Source organism: Loktanella sp. SALINAS62 (genome assembly GCF_018263905.1).
Classification (GTDB): Bacteria; Pseudomonadota; Alphaproteobacteria; order Rhodobacterales; family Rhodobacteraceae; genus Loktanella.
In genome coordinates this window covers 1-17,308 of the sequence record NZ_JAAFZU010000023.1, presented here as the reverse complement: position 1 = coordinate 17,308, position 17,308 = coordinate 1, and the positions used below count along the sequence as shown (strand labels likewise).

Here is a 17,308-nt window from a genome sequence, read left to right as displayed (position 1 = left end):
TATTGCGTACGATTATGTCGCATCCGATTCCCGCTGGTGCCTGCGACAGTCGTGGCGCAATGTGCGCGCATGAGTACATTAGCCGAATTTTTGCCGCTTGGCGTGATCATGTTTGCGTGTGGGGTCACGTTTCTGGGTGGCTTTGTGAAGGGTGCTGTCGGCTTTGCCATGCCGCTGATCATGATTTCCGGCATGGGAATATTGATTGACCCCAAGTTGGTGGTGGCGGGGATCATCTTTCCGATCGTTGTTAGTAATTTCTGGCAGGTACTGCATGCCGGATTGGTGCCAGCAGGCGAAGCGATCAAAGAACATTGGCGCTATGTGCTGGTGGTCTGCGTCATGATCCTGATTTCCGCGCAATTCCTGACGCTTATCCCAACCGATGCGATGTTCGTGATACTGGGCGTCCCGGTTGTGGCGTTGTGTTTGATCCAGCTTTTGGGGTGGCGACCCCGCATTGCGCCGCGTTTTCGACGAATGTTCGAATGGGGCGCTGGATTTCTTGCCGGGACGCTGGGCGGGCTGGCGGGCACCTGGGGGCCGCCGACAGTTCTGTATCTGCTGGCGCTGGATACCCCGCGGGCCCGACAGATGGCGGTGCAGGGCGTCATTTATGGGTCAGGTTCGGTGATGTTGCTGCTGGGTCATTTGCAGTCAGGCATTCTGAACGCCCAGACTTGGAAACTGTCCGCGCTGCTGGTTCTGCCTGCGCTAATGGGGATGTGGTTGGGTTTCAAGCTGGGTGACCGGTTCGATCAAGACCGGTTCAGACGGATGACGCTGCTGGTTTTGGTCGTGGCCGGTGCCAATTTGGTCCGCCGCGGGCTGATGGGCTGACGTCAGGATAACAGGTTTTCGAACCCGCAGATGCGTGCAAGCTCCGGCATCGCTTCGGGGGCGACAACCTCGAACGTGGTGCGATACAGGATGTCACCGTCCTGTGACGCTTCGATCTGCCAGATCCCCTGCACCAGTTCATAGTCGAAATCGAACTGGTAAAACGTCAGCGATGGTTCGACCGCGTCGATACGCGACAGAAATGTCTGTTGCACCGTCTTGTCCGGGCCCATCGGCGGGTGGCTCACGGTGATCTTCACGTCGGACAGGCCGAACATGTCGGATGTCATGGCCTTGGCCCCGAAACCGATCCCCAGAACTGCCGGAACGCGCCTTGCGTTGGATATGAACGGCGGTTCCACGTCGATCAGATGGGTTGTGCCTGCCACCGTGCCGGGGGCCGGTGCTTGACCCGTGGATGGCGGCGGGCAAATCACGCCTGTTTCAAGATAGGACAGCCGTGGGCTGGTCTTGTCCGGCGATTGCGCGGCCAAGGGTGTCGCAAATATCAGCAAAAGCAAAAGGGTCAGACGCATGCCTGACCCTTATCGCAAATCGTCTGTCGCGTCACCCGTTAGCCGATGGCTGCGGCCTTCACATCATCGTCGATGTAAGGGACGTATTTGGCGAAATTGTCCGAAAACATCTCGACCAGCTTCTTGGCCTGCGCGTCGTAAGCTGCCGGGTCGGACCACGTGCGGCGCGGATCAAGCAGGGTGCTGTCCACACCGTCGGCGGACATCGGCACGTCGAAACCAAAGTTGGAATCCTTGCGAAAGCTGCTGTCGATCAACGTCCCGTCCAGTGCTGCGGACAGCAACGCGCGGGTCGCCTTGATCGGCATCCGCGAACCGGTGCCATAGGCGCCGCCTGTCCAGCCGGTATTCACCAGCCAGCAGGTTGCACCATGGCTGGCGATCTTGTCGCGCAACAGGGCACCGTACGCTTCTGGCCGGCGTGGCATGAATGGCGCGCCGAAACAGGTGGAAAACGTGGGTTCCGGTTCGGTCACGCCGCGTTCCGTACCCGCTACCTTGGACGTGAAGCCCGACAGGAAATGATACATCGCCTGCGCGGGCGTCAGTCGAGAGATCGGTGGCAGCACGCCGAAAGCATCGCAGGTCAGCATGATGATGTTCTTGGGGTGCCCGCCCAATGCGGTATCGGATGCATTCGGGATGTAATGCAACGGGTAGGCACAGCGCATATTCGCGGTCAGACTGTCGTCGTTGAAATCCAGTTCCAGTGTGTCGGGATCATGGACCATGTTTTCAATGACGGTATTGGGCATGGCGCAGGTCGCATAAATCTCTGGCTCTGCCTTGGGGTCCAGACCGATGGTCTTGGCGTAGCATCCACCTTCGAAATTGAACACGCCGCGATCCGACCAGCCGTGTTCGTCGTCACCGATCAGCGTACGCGTCGGGTCGGCTGATAGTGTCGTTTTGCCTGTGCCGGACAAACCAAAGAACACGGCGGTATCGACGGGATTGCCGGTTGCGTGGTTGGCCGAGCAATGCATCGGCATGATGCCTTTTTCGGGCAGCATGTAGTTCAGCAGGGTAAAGACCGATTTCTTGTTTTCACCGGCGTATTCGGTGCCGCCGATCAGGACCAGCTTTTTGGTAAAGTTCAGCGCGATCACAGTATCGCTGCGGCAGCCGTGCCGTGCCGGATCAGCCTTGAAGCTGGGGCAGTTGATAATCGTGAAATCGGGGGCAAAGCTGTCCAGCTCTGCCGCATCGGGCCTGCGCAACAGGTGCCGGATGAACAGGCCGTGCCATGCCAGTTCCGTGACGACACGCACATCCAGGCGGTGATCTGGATCGGCACCGCCGAACAGGTCCTGCACAAAAGCTGTGCCATCGGCCATATGCGCGACCATGTCGTCATACAGAACGTCGAAATGCGCAGGGTCCATCGGCGGATTATTGTCCCACCAGATCGTGTCTTCGACGTCCGGTGTGCGAACCACGAACTTGTCCTTTGGGGACCGTCCCGTGTGTTTGCCCGTGGTCACCAGAAAGGTGCCGCCCTTGCCGGTGATGCCTTCGTTCCGCTTTACGGCGGCACTGTGCAGGGCGTCGGCATCGTCATTATAATAGACCGCTGCCAGTCCGCTGATGCCTTGATCTTCAAGCTTCATCCTGGGGTTGACCGTGCCATGGTCCATTGCGACGTCTCCTCTGACTGCCTGATATGGCTACGCCCAACTATCACCACCGGTTCCGGGCCGCCTAGCCCATGCGGGCCTCGTTAGCGCAATCAAACGCATGTTAACGCAATCAGGGCAGGGTCGGGCGTACGATTGTTGCCCTGTAAACCATTCCTTGTGGGTTAGGGGCGCAAATAAGGCACACTCTAATTCCGATTCGCTAGTGGGGGTTGATTCGATATGCGAAGCAAGAGAATGATTTCTAAAAAATCAGGCAATAATAACATAGAGCAGTAGGGGAATAACCCATGTCCAAAATCGCACTGGTGGACGACGACAGGAATATCCTGACGTCCGTGTCCATGACTCTCGAAGCCGAAGGTTTCGAGGTTGAAACCTATAACGATGGGCAATCTGCCCTTGATGCGTTCAACCGCAGCATGCCCGATATGGCCGTTCTGGACATCAAGATGCCGCGCATGGATGGCATGGATTTGCTACAGCGTCTGCGGCAGAAAACATCCATGCCCGTCATTTTTCTGACGTCCAAGGATGATGAAATCGACGAAGTGCTTGGTCTGCGGATGGGCGCCGACGATTACGTCAAGAAGCCATTCAGCCAGCGCCTGCTTGTCGAACGCATCCGAGCGCTGCTCCGCCGTCAAGACGCGATTGGCGGCGAAGTCATGGAAGATACCGAAGAAAACAAGGTCATGGTTCGCGGCGAACTGACCATGGACCCGCTGCGTCATGCCGTGAAATGGAAAGGTCAGGACGTATCCCTGACTGTCACTGAATTCTTGCTGCTTCAGGCGCTTGCGCAGCGTCCGGGTTTCGTGAAATCCCGCGATCAGTTGATGGATGTGGCCTACGACGATCAGGTCTATGTGGACGACCGTACCATCGACAGCCACATCAAGCGCTTGCGTAAAAAGATGCGTATGGCAGACGATGCGTTTTCGGCGATCGAAACGCTCTACGGCATCGGTTATCGCTATAACGAAGACTGATCCCATGACGGATGCGGCTGGCCATATTGATGTACGCGACCTGAATTCGGTGCGGCATGCGGCGACCCAGCAACCCCGGTTGTTGCTGGGTGACGACTGGGTTGCGCCGCAGTCCATCACGGAACGGGAAATGCTGGCCCGTCGCAGGGGTCGGCATCTGCTGAACCTGCGGCATTCGCCGATCGCGCGAAAGATCATCACGTTCAATCTGCTGGCGATGATCCTGTTGGTCGCGGGTGTTCTATATCTTAATCCGTCGCGGGATAATCTGGCGCTGCAACGCGCCAGCGGCCTGCTGAACGAAGCAGAATTGATCGCAGACGTGCTGGAAGCACGTATGCCGTCATCTGCCCCCGTCGATCTGGTCAGCGGTGACGGTATTGATGTGGCCCGCACGCTGGCGGAACTTGACCTGCGGGGCGGCATCGAAGTGAACGTCTACAGCGCCAGCGGCGTGATTGTGGGCCAAACCGCCGGCGACTCGACCGCTGGATCGGTTGAAGGTGGAACCGCCATCATTGATCTGTTCAGCGGTATCTGGGGTAAGGTGCACCGCATGTTTGCGCCGCCCACAGCGCCCGAACCAGACCAGACGCTTAGTGCGAACGATATCGCAAACGTCATGCAAAATGGGACCGATGTCCGGACGCTTCAGGCGGCAGCTGGGACCAATTTCCTGGTCGTGACACCTGTTGAACATAACGGACTGGCGGTCGGCGTCGTATCCGTGTCCAGCGCGCCCGGCGAACTGGACGCGTTGGTACGGAACGAACGCGAACAGGTCCTGCGGTTGTTCATTGTCAGTATCCTGATCAGCATTCCCGTTAGCCTTGTGCTGGCGTCCACGATCGCAAATCCACTGGCCGATCTGGCTGCCGCTGCTGAACTGGGACGCGACAAGAACGCACGCAAGATGGCACCGACACGGATCCGAATTCCGGACCTGACGGCACGGCCTGACGAAATCGGGCGTCTGTCCGGCGCCCTGCGGGGCATGGTTCAGGCACTGTACGAACGGATCGAAGGCAACGAACAATTCGCCGCAGATGTTGCGCATGAAATAAAAAATCCGCTGGCGTCGCTGCGGTCTGCCGTGGGCACCATGCGTGTGGCCAAACGCGAAGATCAGCGTGAAACGCTACTGCAGGTGATCGAACATGACGTGAACCGACTTGACCGTCTGGTCAGCGACATTGCCGGTGCGTCACGTCTGGATGCAGAACTGGTCAAAGAAGAAGAAGAATCGTTCAATCTTTTGAAGATGCTGGGCAACCTTAACGAATTTTTAGCCAAAGAAGCGGCTGACAAGAAGGTTGATTATATCTCAGACCTGCCGGATCAACCGATCATGGTGCAGGGTCTGGAAGGCAGGCTTGCGCAGGTTTTTGTCAACCTGATCACAAATGCGATTTCGTTCTGCGAAGACGGTGACGCGATCCGGGTTTGGGTGCGACGCCGTGAAAATCGCGTGCTCGTCGTGGTCGAAGACACGGGCCCCGGTATTCCCGACAACGCCCTTAAAAAGATATTCACCCGGTTCTATTCTGAACGGCCCGCAGGTCAGTTCGGGAACAACTCTGGTCTGGGGCTGGCAATCAGCAAGCAAATCGTCGAAGCGCACAACGGTGTCATCTGGGCCGAAAACATCCGCCCGACAGAGGCGGACATCACGTCCGAACCACTTGGCGCACGTTTCGTCGTTGGTTTGCCGATCTAATGCGCGCGACATTGTGTCGCTGAACGCGGATGGCTGACGACATTGTTCACGCCAGTTGCGTCGCAGCGCACGGGCGCGCGATTTTGATAATCGGGCCATCGGGCAGCGGGAAATCTGCGCTTGCACTGCAACTGATGGCGCTTGGCGCCATGCTTGTTGCCGATGACCGCACCATTTTGTCAAAGCGGGGCGGTGTTTTGACAGCATCCTGCCCGGATACGTTGTCCGGCCTGATCGAGGCGCGGGGGATCGGTATCCTGACCGCTGTTGTAGCACAGCCGACCCCCGTGGCCTACATCGTGGATATGGAAACAGCAGAACCGGATCGCCTGCCGCCAGTTCGGCATTATACCCTCATGGGCTTGCCGATCCCCTTGATCTACCGCAGTGACGGCGTAGGGTTTGCAAGCTCGTTAATGCTTCTTCTGCAAGGCGGTCGACATGCCTGATCCAGCCCCTGCGCGCCGCACCGAACGCGGTATCGAAACATTGTTGGTGACCGGGCCATCTGGTGCGGGGCGATCCACGACGATTAATGCCCTGGAAGACATCGGGTTCGAGGTGATCGACAACCTGCCGCTGTCATTGTTGCCGACGTTGCTGGACCGCAAAACGGCCGTTCCGTTGGCGCTGGTTCTGGATGTGCGCAACCGTGATTTCAGCGTGGATGCACTGATCGGGGCGATTGATCGGCTGACAACCGACCGGGGCGACGCGGGTCAGGTGCTGTATCTGGATGCAAGCGATGACATCTTGCAGCGCCGCTATTCGGAAACCCGTCGCAATCACCCGATGGCACCTGCTGGGCCGCCGCTTGCCGGGATCACTGCAGAAAAACGTCTATTGGGTCCGATCCGCGCACGCGCAGACCTTTTGATCGATACCACAACGCTTAGCCCGCACGAATTGCGTGCGGAAATTGAACATCATTTCGCCCCCAATGACGGTAAAGTGCTGGGCGTTTCGGTGCATTCATTTTCCTATAAACGGGGGCTGCCGCGCGGGTTGGATATGGTGTTGGACTGCCGATTTCTGCGCAATCCGCACTGGGACCCGGTGCTGCGCCCGCTGGATGGCCGCGATCCTGGTGTTGGCGTCTATATCGACGCCGACCCGCGTGCCCAGCCGTTCTTTGATCGGGTGAACAGCCTTGTCGAATTGCTGCTGCCAGCGCACAAGGACGAAGGCCGCGCGCATCTGGCTATCGGCTTTGGCTGCACCGGCGGGCAACACAGGTCCGTGGTCATGGCCGAAAGGCTTGCGGCATCCCTTGCGAAAACAGGCTGGCCCGTGTCTATTCGCCACCGAGAATTAGAGCGCCGCGCCCACGTGGACGCCGGGGCAAATCAGGGACCGTAAGCTTGATCGGAATCGTGATCGTCGCACATGGCAACTTGTCGAAAGAGTACCTTTCGGCTGTCGAACACGTTGTCGGTGTTCAGGACGGGATGGTTGCCGTGACCATCGGTGCCGAAGACGACCGCGTCGCCAAGCAACAGGAAATCTGTCAGGCAGCCGATTCTGTCGATACAGGCAACGGCGTGGTGATTGTGACCGACATGTTCGGCGGATCGCCCAGCAATCTGTCACTGCGGGCCTGTAGCAAAGTGAACCGTCAGATCATTTACGGTGCGAACCTGCCGATGCTGATCAAACTGGCGAAATCGCGTCAGAAATCCGTGCCCGAAGCGGTAAGCGCCGCAATCGAAGCGGCACATCGTTATATCAACGCGTTAAGCGTGGGACCAAGCTGATATGCCAAGCAGGCGACTTGAGATTACCAATATCAAAGGGCTTCACGCCCGTGCCTCTGCAAAGCTGGTCGAGGTCGTTGAAAACCACGACGCGTCGGCCGTGGTCCGCAAGGACGGGCTGAATGCAGGCGGCGACAGCATCATGGGCCTTCTGATGCTGGCCGCCACGATCGGTAGCTGGATCGAAGTCGAGACCAGCGGACCAGAGGCCGAGCGCCTGTTGGATGCGATTGCGGCACTGGTCGATGACAAGTTCGGCGAAGGTGACTGATATCCCGCAGGACCGGCTTCGCGGTAAAGCACCTGTCGTCTATGATCGCCGGGCGCTTAGCTATGCGACATCGTTCGATAGCCCGGCGCGGCAGGCTTTCATTCGGTCTGTCGAATGGATGACCGGCAAGGCGACGATCCTGCGCATGGTGCGGGCTTACGAACGCAAAGGCCGCGCAACCGGACAGGCGTTCTGGTCGGAAACGCTAAACGTGCAGGGCATCACTGTCGGGACGCCCGCAGCGCAGATCGCCCGAATTCCGAAAACCGGCCCGGTGGTTTTGGTCGCCAATCATCCGCACGGCATGGTTGACGGGATGGTTCTGGCGGACCTGATTGGGCGGCGACGCCCTGATTATCGTATCCTGACGCGGTCGCTGCTGACGTCGCTTGATCCTGAGGCCGGTCGCTACATGATCCCCGTGCCATTCCCGGACCAGCCCGATGCACAGGCCCGAATGATCGACATGCGCCGTGCCGCGATGGCACATTTGGCCGATGGCGGCATGGTGGCGCTTTTTCCGTCAGGGGTGGTTGCCACATCCGACACAATGTTTGGCCCGGCTGTCGAATCCGAATGGAACGTGTTCACGGCCAAGATGATCCGGGTGTCGGGTGCAGCGGTCGTGCCGTGCTTTTTTCCGGGTGCGAATTCGCGTGCCTATATGATTGCAAATCGCATTTCGCCACTGTTGCGGCAAAGCCTGCTGTTGCACGAGGTGGCGCGCACCCGAAACAGCGTGATCTCTCCGGTGATCGGGCAGGCTATTGCGAATGCGGACCTCGCTGACAAAATGGACAATCCACGCGCGCTGATGGCGTGGTTGCGGGCGCAGACCTTGGCGCTTGGTCAGCGGGTCGGCACCGGCACGTCGCCGCGGTAATCGTAGAAACCGCGCTGTGTCTTGCGACCCAGCCATCCGGCTTCGACGTATTTTGTCAAAAGGGGGCAGGGACGGTATTTCGTATCGGCAAGCCCGTCGTGCAGGACATTCATGATTGCAAGGCAGGTGTCCAAACCGATGAAATCGGCCAGTTCCAGGGGGCCCATGGGGTGGTTGGCCCCCAGTTTCAGCGATGTGTCTATCGACTGCACCGATCCCACGCCTTCGTACAGCGTATAGATCGCTTCGTTGATCATCGGCATCAGGATGCGGTTCACGATGAAAGCTGGAAAATCCTCTGACGCGGTCGAGGTTTTGCCCAATCGTTCAACCACGCTTTCGCATGCGGCAAAGGTTTCCTGATCCGTGGCGATTCCCCGGATCAATTCGACAAGCTGCATGATCGGGACAGGGTTCATGAAATGGAAACCCATGAATTTCTCCGGACGATCCGTGCGGCTCGCAAGACGCGTTATCGAAATAGAAGACGTGTTCGACGTCAGGATCGTGTCGGGTTTCAGGTGTGGGATCAGATCTTCGAAAATTGCTTGCTTGATTGTTTCACGTTCTGTCGCGGCTTCGATGATCAGGTCCGCGCGGCCAAGGTTGGTCAACGTCGGCGTCGTGGAAATGCGTTTCATGGCGGCGTTCTTGTCCGCTTCTGAAATCATGTCGCGGCTCACCTGCCGCATCAGGTTCTTGTCGATCACGGCGATTGCGCGGGTCAACGCGTCTTCGCTGACATCGGTCAACAACACGTCGTAACCGGCGACGGCAAAGACATGCGCGATGCCATTGCCCATCTGCCCGGCACCCACGATTCCGACCTGTTCGATTGACATGACCTTACCCCTGCTGGTTTCGCCCACCATAGGCCGTGCGCCGCGCGGCCTTCAAGAGAGCATGGCGGACCTTAGGGTTTTGGCAACGCCTATGACCGAAAGTGGCGAGGGTGTTTTCCGCTAGTCAGGGCGTCACAAATGAAACAGGAACAATTCGACGCGCTGGATCTGCACTACAGCCCGTGCCGCTACGGGATGTCACGGCAGTACTTCCGGGGTCCGAAAAAATCGCTTGATGGCGCCTATGTCGCCTGTGTCGGTGGCACGGCGACCTACGGTAAATTTATCGATCAACCGTTTCCAGCACGACTTGAACGCGCCTTGGGGCGTGTTTGCGTCAATTTTGGCAGCGTCAACGGCGGGGTCGATGCCTTTATCAACGACCCCACGATCATGAAGGCCTGCGCGCAGGCGCAGATGACCGTGGTGCAGGTAATGGGGGCGAATTTTCTGTCGAACCGATTTTACTCTGTTCATCCGCGCCGCAATGACCGGTTCTTGCGCGCGTCTAGCGTGATGCAGGCTGTCTTTCCGGAAGTCGACTTTTCGGATTTCACCTTTACGCGGCATATGCTGGGCTCGCTGTTTGAAAAATCCCCTGCGCGTTTCGACATCGTCGTATCGGAATTGCGGGACGCATGGGTTGCGCGGATGCGGAATATGTTGGGGCAGATCGGGCCGAATGCCGTTCTGCTGTGGTTTTCGTCCGAACGGCTGGACAACACGCCATGGGATCAGCGCGATGCGGGGCTGGCCGCTGATCCACTGTTCATTTCTGCCGCGATGATCGACAACCTGCGGCCACTGGTCCGTGATGTCGTCGTCGTTCGGCCATCGCTGGCCGCGCGCAATCGGGGAACCCACGGTATGTTCTTTTCCAGTCATCAGCGACAGGCGGCATCTGAAATGCTGGGCCTTGCCTCTCACAAAGAAGCGACAGACGCACTTTTGTCCGCGCTGCGCCCGCTGTTACCACCCGTCACCTGACGCCACATAAAGGGGCGCACCATCGCAGGTGCGCCCCCATTGCCGTGAATCGTGTTGGGCCGAATTCAAAGTTTTTCGGTCAACTCTGGCAGGGCTGTGAACAGGTCAGCGACCAGACCGTAATCGGCCACCTGAAAGATCGGGGCTTCTTCGTCTTTGTTGATGGCGACGATGATCTTGCTGTCCTTCATGCCGGCAAGATGCTGGATCGCACCGGAAATACCAACGGCAACATACAGATCAGGTGCCACGACCTTACCCGTCTGGCCGACCTGCCAATCGTTCGGTGCGTAACCCGAATCGACGGCGGCCCGGCTGGCGCCAACGGCGGCACCCAGCTTATCGGCCAGTTTTTCGATCATGGCGAAATCTTCTTCGGACCCGATACCACGACCGCCGGACACGACGATCCCGGCACTGGTCAGTTCGGGGCGGTCGCTTTCGGCGACCTTGTCCTCGATCCATTCGGACAGACCGGGGTTACCTGCGGCGTCGATGTTTTCGACGCTGGCCGATCCGGTCATCGCGGCGGCGTCAAAGCCTGCTGTGCGGATCGTCATCACCTTGATGCTGTCGGACGATTTGACCGTTTGCACCGCGTTACCGGCATAAATCGGACGCTCAAAGGTATCGGCATCGATGACGCCGGTAACTTCTGACAGGATCTGCGTATCAAGCAGCGCCGCAACGCGCGGCATCACGTTTTTGGAATCCGTCGTGCCCGGTGCTGCGATATGCGAATAATCACCTGCCAACTTGACGATCAGGTCGGCGGTCGGCTCAGCCAGACGGTGACCCAGTGCCGCGTCTTCGGCGCAAAGCACACGCGCGACGCCGTCGATCTTGGCGGCTTCGGCTGCGGCGTCGGCGGCGGATGCGCCCGCGCACAATACCGTCACGTCGCCCAGCGATGCGACGGCGGACACGGCTTTGGATGTCGCATCTACGTTCAATGCACCATCAGTGACTTCGCCAATCAGAAGAACAGCCATTACACAGCCCCCGCTTCTTTGAGTTTCTCGACAAGTTCGTCGACCGATTTCACGATGATCCCGGCGGCACGTTCCGCGGGTTCAGTTGTCTTGATGATATTCAGGCGCGGGGTGACATCGACACCGTAGTCAGCGGGCGTCTTTTCATCCAACGGCTTTTTCTTCGCCTTCATGATGTTCGGCAGCGATGCGTAACGTGGTTCGTTCAGACGCAGATCAACAGTCACGATGGTGGGCATCTTGACCTTGATGGTCTGCAAGCCGCCATCAACTTCACGTGTGACCGTCGCATGTTCACCGTCGATATCGACCTTGGATGCGAACGTCGCCTGTGACCATCCCAGAAGGGCCGCCAGCATTTGGCCCGTGGCGTTCATGTCGTTATCGATCGCCTGTTTGCCACACATCACCAGACCGGGCTGTTCTTCGTCCACGATCGCCTTGAGGATCTTTGCAACGGACAGTGGTTCGATGTCGTTGTGAACATCGTCGGTCGCCACCACAAGAATCGCGCGGTCGGCCCCCATGGCGAGCGCGGTGCGCAGTGTTTCCTGACACTGCTTGACGCCGATGGACACGGCGATCACTTCTTCGACCTTGCCCGCTTCGCGCAGGCGAATCGCCTCTTCGACGGCGATTTCGTCGAATGGATTCATCGACATTTTTACGTTGGCCAGATCGACACCCGAACCGTCCGCTTTGACGCGGACCTTCACGTTATAGTCGATGACGCGTTTGACCGGTACCAGCACCTTCATCGCGGATCACTCCCATGGTTTTCATAGTCTTGCCTTTGAAATAACGACGGTCGGCAAATTACAATAGGACAAAAGCGGCGTTTCACCCCAGAGGACGCGACGTTGCGAACAGCTGGGCAGGCCGTGCTCAGCGGTTTGCGCCGGGCACCCACAGCACATCGGCACGGCCATCGTCGTTGGCGATCCGGCTGGCCTGAAAGAACCAGTCCGACAGACGGTTCAGATACTTTGTCGCCGCCGGGTTCACGTCATCGGACGCTGCCAGCGCCACGCACAGCCGTTCAGCCCGGCGACTGACAGTGCGGCACAGATGCAGATGTGCTGACAAGGCTGATCCGCCCGGCAACACGAAACTGCGCAGCGGTTCGACGGCTTGGGTCATGGCGTCGATTTCGGATTCCAGTCGTGCCACCTGCGCATCGGTCATCCGCAGTGGCGGATATTCCGCATCGGCGTCAGATGCCATGTCGGGGCGGCACAGGTCCGCGCCCAGATCGAACAGGTCGTTCTGGATCATGGCGAGTTGGCCATTCATCTCTCCGTCGGCATGCAGGCGTGCCAGTCCGACGGTGGCGTTGACCTCGTCCACGGTGCCGTAGGCGTTGACCCTGTCGTCATATTTCGCAACGCGCGTGCCGTTGCCAAGTGCGGTGTCGCCGCCGTCGCCGGTGCGGGTGTAAATCTTGTTCAGTACGACCATGGGTCAGATGCCTCCACGTATAAAGACGAACAGCAAGATCAGCAGCACGGCGACAAACTGTGCACCGATCCGCCAGCGCATGATCCTGTTCGCGTTGCGTTTGTTGAATTCGCCGCCCTTACCAAATGCGCCGACACCCAGAATAAGGATGCCCAGCACAATCAGACAAGACAGGGCGACGATGATGAAAAGGGGATCACTGGCCATGGCTGCTCCTATCGTTGGGGGATGGACATAACAGCACCGACAGCAAAGGCCAGCGGCTTAACCGCGCGAAATCACCGCATCCAGCAGACGTGTTGACAGCACGCGGCGCATCGCACCGGCCAGATATGTCGGCGTCGTGATGTAATAGCGCGGCTTGGGGCGCGGGTGTTCCAGTGCCCGCCGCAGTTTCGCTGTCACGGCGCTGGCGGGTAGCTGGAATTTATCGTCGCCGCCTTTGTACAACCGCTTTTTCAGGTCGTCATACTGATCGCGCCGGGCCGAATTTTCGGTATCGAACCAGCGTTCGAAATGCGGGATCGCATTTTCACGGATACGGCTGGCGATGGGGCCCGGTTCCAGCAAGATGACCTTTATCCCGGTGTCGGCCATTTCCATGCGCAACACGTCGGTCAATCCTTCAAGCGCGAATTTGGTTGCCACATAGGCGCCGCGCCATTTGTAACCGACCAGCCCCAGCACGGACGAACAATTCACGATGCGGCCATGGCCCTGCGCCCGCATGACGGGGATGACCTGCACCGTCAGGTCATGCACGCCAAAAAGGTTGGTCTGAAAGATGGATTCCAATCCACCGCGCGGCAGGTCTTCGACCGCGCCAGGGCAGGCAAAGGCGCCATTGTTGTAAAGCGCGTCCAGCGTCCCACCCGTGGCCAGCAACACCTCTGCCAGTCCATCGCGGATTGTGTGCGGGTCAGCATAATCAATGCGCGGAGAGTCGAACCCAAGCGCGTGCATCCGGTCGCAGTCGGCCTGTTTGCGGCAGGACGCAAAGACGCGCCAGCCCGCATCACGCAGGCCGTGCGCCGCATCGTAGCCGATGCCTGATGAACAGCCGGTGATCAAAATGTTTTTCTGCGTCATGCCACGTGATGCCGCGCACCTTGTGTCAACGCAAGACGGTCATTCGTCTGACAACAACCGTTCAGCCATCCAGCCGGTCTGGCCTGTGCCCGGAATGAACACGCGCACCCAGCCGGTGCCGTCGCTGTCCATGATTTCGGCCTGCGTACCCTGCGGCAGTGTGTCAATCACATCAAACGACGTGCTGGGCCCGTTGCGCATGTTCACAGCGCGTGCCGCGACCTCGCGGAATGGGTTGGTGGGGGCCAGCGCCGCATTGTCAGCACCGGACAGCGATGCGAAAACGGGCGTGTTGTCGATGCCGATCACATCGGTTGCACTGCCGGCGGTCTGTGGCGCTGGCACAGGTTCGACGTCTGGCAATGCGGCGACGTCTTGAACCTGGGGCGGGGCCGGCTCTGCTGCGACATCTGAAAGTGTCCCTGTATCGGCCCGCGTCGTCGTCGGTTCCGGCGCCACCGCCACGGGTTCTGTCACGTCCGGCGTCGCGGCGGCCATCCGTTCCTGCGGCACAAAATCCGCACCGCCCGACATTTCATAGAACGCCCAAGCAAGAATCGCGAACGTTCCGATAATGAACTTGCCCATAAAAACATCCCCTGTTTCGTGAGTGCTGCCAGCGGTGCGGCAGATGCGGCTATAACGCCGTATCGTGATTCTATGTTCCGAGTCGCGATTAAACGATGCCGTCGCGGTGCTGCGTTGCCTTTACGCACCGCAAGCGGTTCGCTAGACGATGCGCATGACTGATCAGCCCGACGACACATTAGGCCCCAACGACGCTGTGGAAACCCTGCGGACCGCCATCGGTGACCGCTATCTGACCTATGCGCTGTCGACGATCATGAACCGGGCGCTGCCCGATGCGCGTGACGGGCTGAAACCCGTGCACCGCCGCATCCTGTATGCGATGCGCGAACTGCGTCTGTCCGCAACGGGCGGGTTCCGCAAATCGGCCAAGATTTCCGGCGACGTGATGGGCAACTATCACCCGCATGGCGATGCTGCGATCTATGACGCGATGGCGCGTCTCGCGCAGGATTTCAACGTCCGCTATCCGTTGGTGGACGGACAGGGCAATTTCGGCAACATCGACGGCGATAACCCCGCCGCCGCGCGGTATACCGAGGCGCGGATGACCGCCGCGGCAGAGGCGCTGATGGAAGGGCTGGCCGAAAACGCGGTCGATTATCGCCCGAACTACGACGGTACGCTGGAAGAGCCCGTGGTCTTTCCGGCAGCCTTTCCGAACCTTTTGGCGAATGGGTCGTCGGGTATCGCCGTCGGCATGGCCACGAACATTCCGCCGCACAATCTGCATGAATTGATCGACGCCTGCCTGCATCTGATCAAATCGCCAAACGCGGGCGACGACACCCTGCTGCAATATATCCCCGGCCCGGATTTCCCGACCGGCGGCGTGATCGTCGAATCGCCTGAAAATATCGCCAATGCCTATCGGACCGGGCGCGGATCGATCCGCCTGCGTGCCCGCCACGAGATCGAGGATCTGGGCCGTGGCCAGTGGCAGATCGTCGTCACTGAAATCCCCTATCAGGTGCAGAAATCAAAGCTGATTGAAAAGCTGGCAGAGGTGATCCAGACGAAAAAGGTGCCGCTGCTGGCCGATGTGCGCGACGAATCCGCCGAAGACGTGCGGATCGTGCTGGAACCCCGTGCAAAAACGGTCGATCCCGACATGCTGATGGGCATGCTGTTTCGCAATTCCGATCTGGAAACGCGGTTCAGCCTGAACATGAACGTGCTGATCGACGGGCTGACACCCAAGGTGTGTAGCGTGAAGGAAGTGCTGCGCGCCTTCCTTGATCACCGCCAGGACGTGCTGTTGCGCCGCTCGCGGCACCGCTTGGCCAAGATCGACCACCGCCTGGAAGTGCTCGAAGGCTTTATCATCGCCTTTCTCAATCTGGACCGCGTGATCGACATCATCCGCTATGACGACGATCCTAAACGTGCCCTGATGGTCGAAGACTGGGCGCAGGACCACACCCGCGCAATGTCGGAAAAGGATTACGTCTCGCCTTTGGTTGATGGGGCCGATCCCGAAATCAGCCTGTCCGAAGTGCAGGCCGAAGCCATCCTGAACATGCGGCTGCGGTCGTTGCGCCGTCTCGAAGAACTGGAACTGATCGCCGAACGCAATGCCCTGATGGAAGAACGCGCCGGGATAGAGGATCTGCTGGACGACGAAGGCTTGCAATGGAAACGCATCGCCGAACAACTGCGCGATACCCGCAAGCAATTCGGCAAGGACAGCCCCGGCGGCGCGCGCCGCACCACATTCGGTGAAGCCGGAGAGGTCGCCGACGTCCCGCTGGAAGCCATGATCGCCCGCGAACCGATCACCGTGGTGTGTTCGCAGATGGGCTGGATCAGGGCGCTGACCGGTCACGTTCCGCTGGACCGGGATCTGAAATTCAAGGATGGCGACGGGCCGCGTTTCGCGTTCCACGCAGAAACGACCGACCGTTTGCTGGTGTTCGGCTCACTGGGGCGCATCTATACCTTGCAAGCCAGCCAGTTGCCCGGCGGGCGCGGTATGGGCGAACCGCTGCGTCTGATGATCGACCTGCCCAACGAAGCTGCGATCGTCGACATTCTGACCTATCGTCCGGGCGGCAAATTACTGGTCGCCTCGACCGAAGGCGACGGTTTTATCGTGCCCGAAGACGATGTGATCGCCCAGACGCGCGCCGGTAAACAGGTGCTGAACGTCAAAGAAGGTGCCGCAAAGGTCATTCGCCGTGTGCAGGGCGACACGGTCGCAGTCGTGTCCGAAAATGGCCGTTTCCTGGTGTTTCCGGTGGACGAGCTTCCTGAAATGGGACGTGGCAAGGGTGTCCGCCTGCAAAAATACAAACGCGTCTTTGGCAAACAGGGCACGCTGGAACTGGACGGCGGGCTTGGTGACGTAACAACCTTTGACTGGAACGCTGGCTTGTCTTGGACGATGGGCGGCGGAAAAACCCGGACCCAAGAAGACATGTCCGACTGGAAAGCCGCGCGCGGGTCCGTCGGAAAACGTGCCCCGCACGGTTTCCCGAAATCCAACAGGTTCGACTGATGCCCGGTTCTCGTTCGCGTTCCCTTGGGGGGACCGGTTCGTAAATCATATGCTTGATTTCCACTGCGATCCACAATACATCGCCCGCGATGTTCAAAACGGGCCGCGTGCGGCCCCGCAAATCAAAGGGTGCCCGGCATGGCTAAGGCAAAGTTCGAACGTAACAAACCGCACGTTAACATCGGCACGATCGGCCACGTTGACCATGGCAAGACGACGCTGACG

At 59.0% G+C, this 17,308-nt stretch carries 20 protein-coding genes; 11 read left to right on the top strand and 9 right to left on the bottom strand.

Features of this window, described 5'->3' with window-relative positions; genetic code table 11:
- Nucleotides 1–69 precede the first annotated feature (69 nt).
- The gene (locus tag GZH79_RS07585) at nucleotides 70–840 is read left to right on the top strand and encodes a sulfite exporter TauE/SafE family protein (RefSeq protein ID WP_211643186.1); all 771 of its coding nucleotides are present in this window, start codon (nucleotides 70–72) and stop codon (nucleotides 838–840) included.
- Between the two features lie 2 nt (nucleotides 841–842).
- On the opposite strand, the gene GZH79_RS07580 is transcribed toward GZH79_RS07585, so the two are convergent.
- Both GZH79_RS07580 and GZH79_RS07575 read right to left on the bottom strand, forming a co-directional pair.
- Nucleotides 843–1,376, bottom strand: coding sequence for a DUF3859 domain-containing protein (locus GZH79_RS07580; RefSeq protein WP_211643185.1), 534 nt, complete (start codon nucleotides 1,374–1,376; stop codon nucleotides 843–845).
- A gap of 38 nt (nucleotides 1,377–1,414) precedes the next feature.
- Nucleotides 1,415–3,013, bottom strand: a complete 1,599-nt coding sequence (locus tag GZH79_RS07575) for a phosphoenolpyruvate carboxykinase (protein WP_211643184.1) — start codon at nucleotides 3,011–3,013, stop codon at nucleotides 1,415–1,417.
- A gap of 290 nt (nucleotides 3,014–3,303) precedes the next feature.
- On the opposite strand from GZH79_RS07575, the gene GZH79_RS07570 reads away from it, so the two are divergent.
- The 7 genes from GZH79_RS07570 to GZH79_RS07540 are packed head-to-tail and all read left to right on the top strand — an operon-like array spanning nucleotide 3,304 to nucleotide 8,630.
- Nucleotides 3,304–4,005: a response regulator transcription factor gene (locus tag GZH79_RS07570; protein ID WP_211643183.1), complete on the top strand. Its 702-nt coding sequence runs from the start codon at nucleotides 3,304–3,306 to the stop codon at nucleotides 4,003–4,005.
- A 4-nt stretch (nucleotides 4,006–4,009) separates the two neighbouring features.
- Entirely contained in the window at nucleotides 4,010–5,722 is a 1,713-nt protein-coding gene (locus tag GZH79_RS07565) for a sensor histidine kinase (RefSeq protein WP_211643182.1), read from the top strand.
- 29 nt (nucleotides 5,723–5,751) lie between these two features.
- Nucleotides 5,752–6,171, top strand: coding sequence for an HPr kinase/phosphatase C-terminal domain-containing protein (locus tag GZH79_RS07560; protein ID WP_211643181.1), 420 nt, complete (start codon nucleotides 5,752–5,754; stop codon nucleotides 6,169–6,171).
- Nucleotides 6,164–7,081 (top strand): RNase adapter RapZ, encoded by a 918-nt coding sequence (rapZ, locus tag GZH79_RS07555; protein ID WP_211643180.1) that lies wholly within the window; start codon nucleotides 6,164–6,166, stop codon nucleotides 7,079–7,081. Before GZH79_RS07560 ends, rapZ begins: the two co-directional genes overlap by 8 nt.
- A 2-nt stretch (nucleotides 7,082–7,083) precedes the next feature.
- Nucleotides 7,084–7,476, top strand: coding sequence for a PTS fructose transporter subunit IIA (locus GZH79_RS07550; RefSeq protein WP_211643179.1), 393 nt, complete (start codon nucleotides 7,084–7,086; stop codon nucleotides 7,474–7,476).
- A gap of 1 nt (nucleotide 7,477) precedes the next feature.
- The gene (locus GZH79_RS07545) at nucleotides 7,478–7,747 is read left to right on the top strand and encodes an HPr family phosphocarrier protein (RefSeq protein ID WP_211643178.1); all 270 of its coding nucleotides are present in this window, start codon (nucleotides 7,478–7,480) and stop codon (nucleotides 7,745–7,747) included.
- On the top strand, nucleotides 7,722–8,630 hold the full coding sequence (locus GZH79_RS07540; protein WP_211643177.1) for a lysophospholipid acyltransferase family protein: 909 nt from the start codon (nucleotides 7,722–7,724) through the stop codon (nucleotides 8,628–8,630). Before GZH79_RS07545 ends, GZH79_RS07540 begins: the two co-directional genes overlap by 26 nt.
- Here the strand turns inward: GZH79_RS07540 and GZH79_RS07535 are convergent.
- Nucleotides 8,597–9,472, bottom strand: a complete 876-nt coding sequence (locus GZH79_RS07535) for a 3-hydroxybutyryl-CoA dehydrogenase (protein WP_211643176.1) — start codon at nucleotides 9,470–9,472, stop codon at nucleotides 8,597–8,599. The two genes, GZH79_RS07540 and GZH79_RS07535, sit on opposite strands and share 34 nt — an antisense overlap.
- Nucleotides 9,473–9,610: 138 nt before the next feature.
- Between GZH79_RS07535 and GZH79_RS07530 the strand changes: the two genes are divergently transcribed.
- A complete protein-coding gene (locus GZH79_RS07530; protein ID WP_211643175.1) occupies nucleotides 9,611–10,459 on the top strand; it encodes a DUF6473 family protein in 849 nt (282 codons plus the stop codon).
- A gap of 65 nt (nucleotides 10,460–10,524) precedes the next feature.
- On the opposite strand, the gene GZH79_RS07525 is transcribed toward GZH79_RS07530, so the two are convergent.
- From GZH79_RS07525 to GZH79_RS07500, 6 genes are all read right to left on the bottom strand, one after another.
- The gene (locus GZH79_RS07525; protein WP_211643174.1) at nucleotides 10,525–11,451 is read right to left on the bottom strand and encodes an FAD-binding protein; all 927 of its coding nucleotides are present in this window, start codon (nucleotides 11,449–11,451) and stop codon (nucleotides 10,525–10,527) included.
- Entirely contained in the window at nucleotides 11,451–12,209 is a 759-nt protein-coding gene (locus GZH79_RS07520; protein WP_211643173.1) for an electron transfer flavoprotein subunit beta/FixA family protein, read from the bottom strand. Before GZH79_RS07520 ends, GZH79_RS07525 begins: the two co-directional genes overlap by 1 nt.
- 127 nt (nucleotides 12,210–12,336) lie before the next feature.
- Nucleotides 12,337–12,909 (bottom strand): cob(I)yrinic acid a,c-diamide adenosyltransferase, encoded by a 573-nt coding sequence (locus tag GZH79_RS07515; RefSeq protein ID WP_211643172.1) that lies wholly within the window; start codon nucleotides 12,907–12,909, stop codon nucleotides 12,337–12,339.
- A 3-nt stretch (nucleotides 12,910–12,912) separates the two neighbouring features.
- On the bottom strand, nucleotides 12,913–13,116 hold the full coding sequence (locus GZH79_RS07510; RefSeq protein WP_211643171.1) for a twin transmembrane helix small protein: 204 nt from the start codon (nucleotides 13,114–13,116) through the stop codon (nucleotides 12,913–12,915).
- 57 nt (nucleotides 13,117–13,173) lie between these two features.
- On the bottom strand, nucleotides 13,174–13,998 hold the full coding sequence (locus GZH79_RS07505; RefSeq protein WP_211643170.1) for an SDR family NAD(P)-dependent oxidoreductase: 825 nt from the start codon (nucleotides 13,996–13,998) through the stop codon (nucleotides 13,174–13,176).
- A gap of 39 nt (nucleotides 13,999–14,037) precedes the next feature.
- A complete protein-coding gene (locus GZH79_RS07500; protein WP_211643169.1) occupies nucleotides 14,038–14,586 on the bottom strand; it encodes an SH3 domain-containing protein in 549 nt (182 codons plus the stop codon).
- A gap of 154 nt (nucleotides 14,587–14,740) precedes the next feature.
- Between GZH79_RS07500 and GZH79_RS07495 the strand changes: the two genes are divergently transcribed.
- Together GZH79_RS07495 and GZH79_RS07490 are read left to right on the top strand one after the other, a co-directional pair.
- Nucleotides 14,741–17,083: a DNA topoisomerase IV subunit A gene (locus tag GZH79_RS07495; protein ID WP_211643168.1), complete on the top strand. Its 2,343-nt coding sequence runs from the start codon at nucleotides 14,741–14,743 to the stop codon at nucleotides 17,081–17,083.
- Nucleotides 17,084–17,221: 138 nt separating this feature from the next.
- The coding region (locus GZH79_RS07490; RefSeq protein WP_211643483.1) for a GTP-binding protein at nucleotides 17,222–17,308 on the top strand (87 nt) is incomplete at its 3' end.

Excerpts from the sequence above, each read along its gene's own strand:
- GZH79_RS07580 (WP_211643185.1), bottom strand. The coding sequence starts at position 1,376 with ATGCGTCTGACCCTTTTGCTTTTGCTGATATTTGCGACACCCTTGGCC.
- GZH79_RS07570 (WP_211643183.1), top strand. The coding sequence starts at position 3,304 with ATGTCCAAAATCGCACTGGTGGACGACGACAGGAATATCCTGACGTCC.
- GZH79_RS07495 (WP_211643168.1), top strand. The coding sequence starts at position 14,741 with ATGACTGATCAGCCCGACGACACATTAGGCCCCAACGACGCTGTGGAA.
- GZH79_RS07510 (WP_211643171.1), bottom strand. The coding sequence starts at position 13,116 with ATGGCCAGTGATCCCCTTTTCATCATCGTCGCCCTGTCTTGTCTGATT.
- GZH79_RS07575 (WP_211643184.1), bottom strand. The coding sequence starts at position 3,013 with ATGGACCATGGCACGGTCAACCCCAGGATGAAGCTTGAAGATCAAGGC.
- GZH79_RS07535 (WP_211643176.1), bottom strand. The coding sequence starts at position 9,472 with ATGTCAATCGAACAGGTCGGAATCGTGGGTGCCGGGCAGATGGGCAAT.
- GZH79_RS07505 (WP_211643170.1), bottom strand. The coding sequence starts at position 13,998 with ATGACGCAGAAAAACATTTTGATCACCGGCTGTTCATCAGGCATCGGC.
- GZH79_RS07560 (WP_211643181.1), top strand. The coding sequence starts at position 5,752 with ATGGCTGACGACATTGTTCACGCCAGTTGCGTCGCAGCGCACGGGCGC.
- GZH79_RS07520 (WP_211643173.1), bottom strand. The coding sequence starts at position 12,209 with ATGAAGGTGCTGGTACCGGTCAAACGCGTCATCGACTATAACGTGAAG.
- GZH79_RS07525 (WP_211643174.1), bottom strand. The coding sequence starts at position 11,451 with ATGGCTGTTCTTCTGATTGGCGAAGTCACTGATGGTGCATTGAACGTA.
- GZH79_RS07540 (WP_211643177.1), top strand. The coding sequence starts at position 7,722 with ATGACAAGTTCGGCGAAGGTGACTGATATCCCGCAGGACCGGCTTCGC.
- GZH79_RS07500 (WP_211643169.1), bottom strand. The coding sequence starts at position 14,586 with ATGGGCAAGTTCATTATCGGAACGTTCGCGATTCTTGCTTGGGCGTTC.
- rapZ (WP_211643180.1), top strand. The coding sequence starts at position 6,164 with ATGCCTGATCCAGCCCCTGCGCGCCGCACCGAACGCGGTATCGAAACA.
- GZH79_RS07530 (WP_211643175.1), top strand. The coding sequence starts at position 9,611 with ATGAAACAGGAACAATTCGACGCGCTGGATCTGCACTACAGCCCGTGC.
- GZH79_RS07515 (WP_211643172.1), bottom strand. The coding sequence starts at position 12,909 with ATGGTCGTACTGAACAAGATTTACACCCGCACCGGCGACGGCGGCGAC.
- GZH79_RS07545 (WP_211643178.1), top strand. The coding sequence starts at position 7,478 with ATGCCAAGCAGGCGACTTGAGATTACCAATATCAAAGGGCTTCACGCC.
- GZH79_RS07565 (WP_211643182.1), top strand. The coding sequence starts at position 4,010 with ATGACGGATGCGGCTGGCCATATTGATGTACGCGACCTGAATTCGGTG.
- GZH79_RS07585 (WP_211643186.1), top strand. The coding sequence starts at position 70 with ATGAGTACATTAGCCGAATTTTTGCCGCTTGGCGTGATCATGTTTGCG.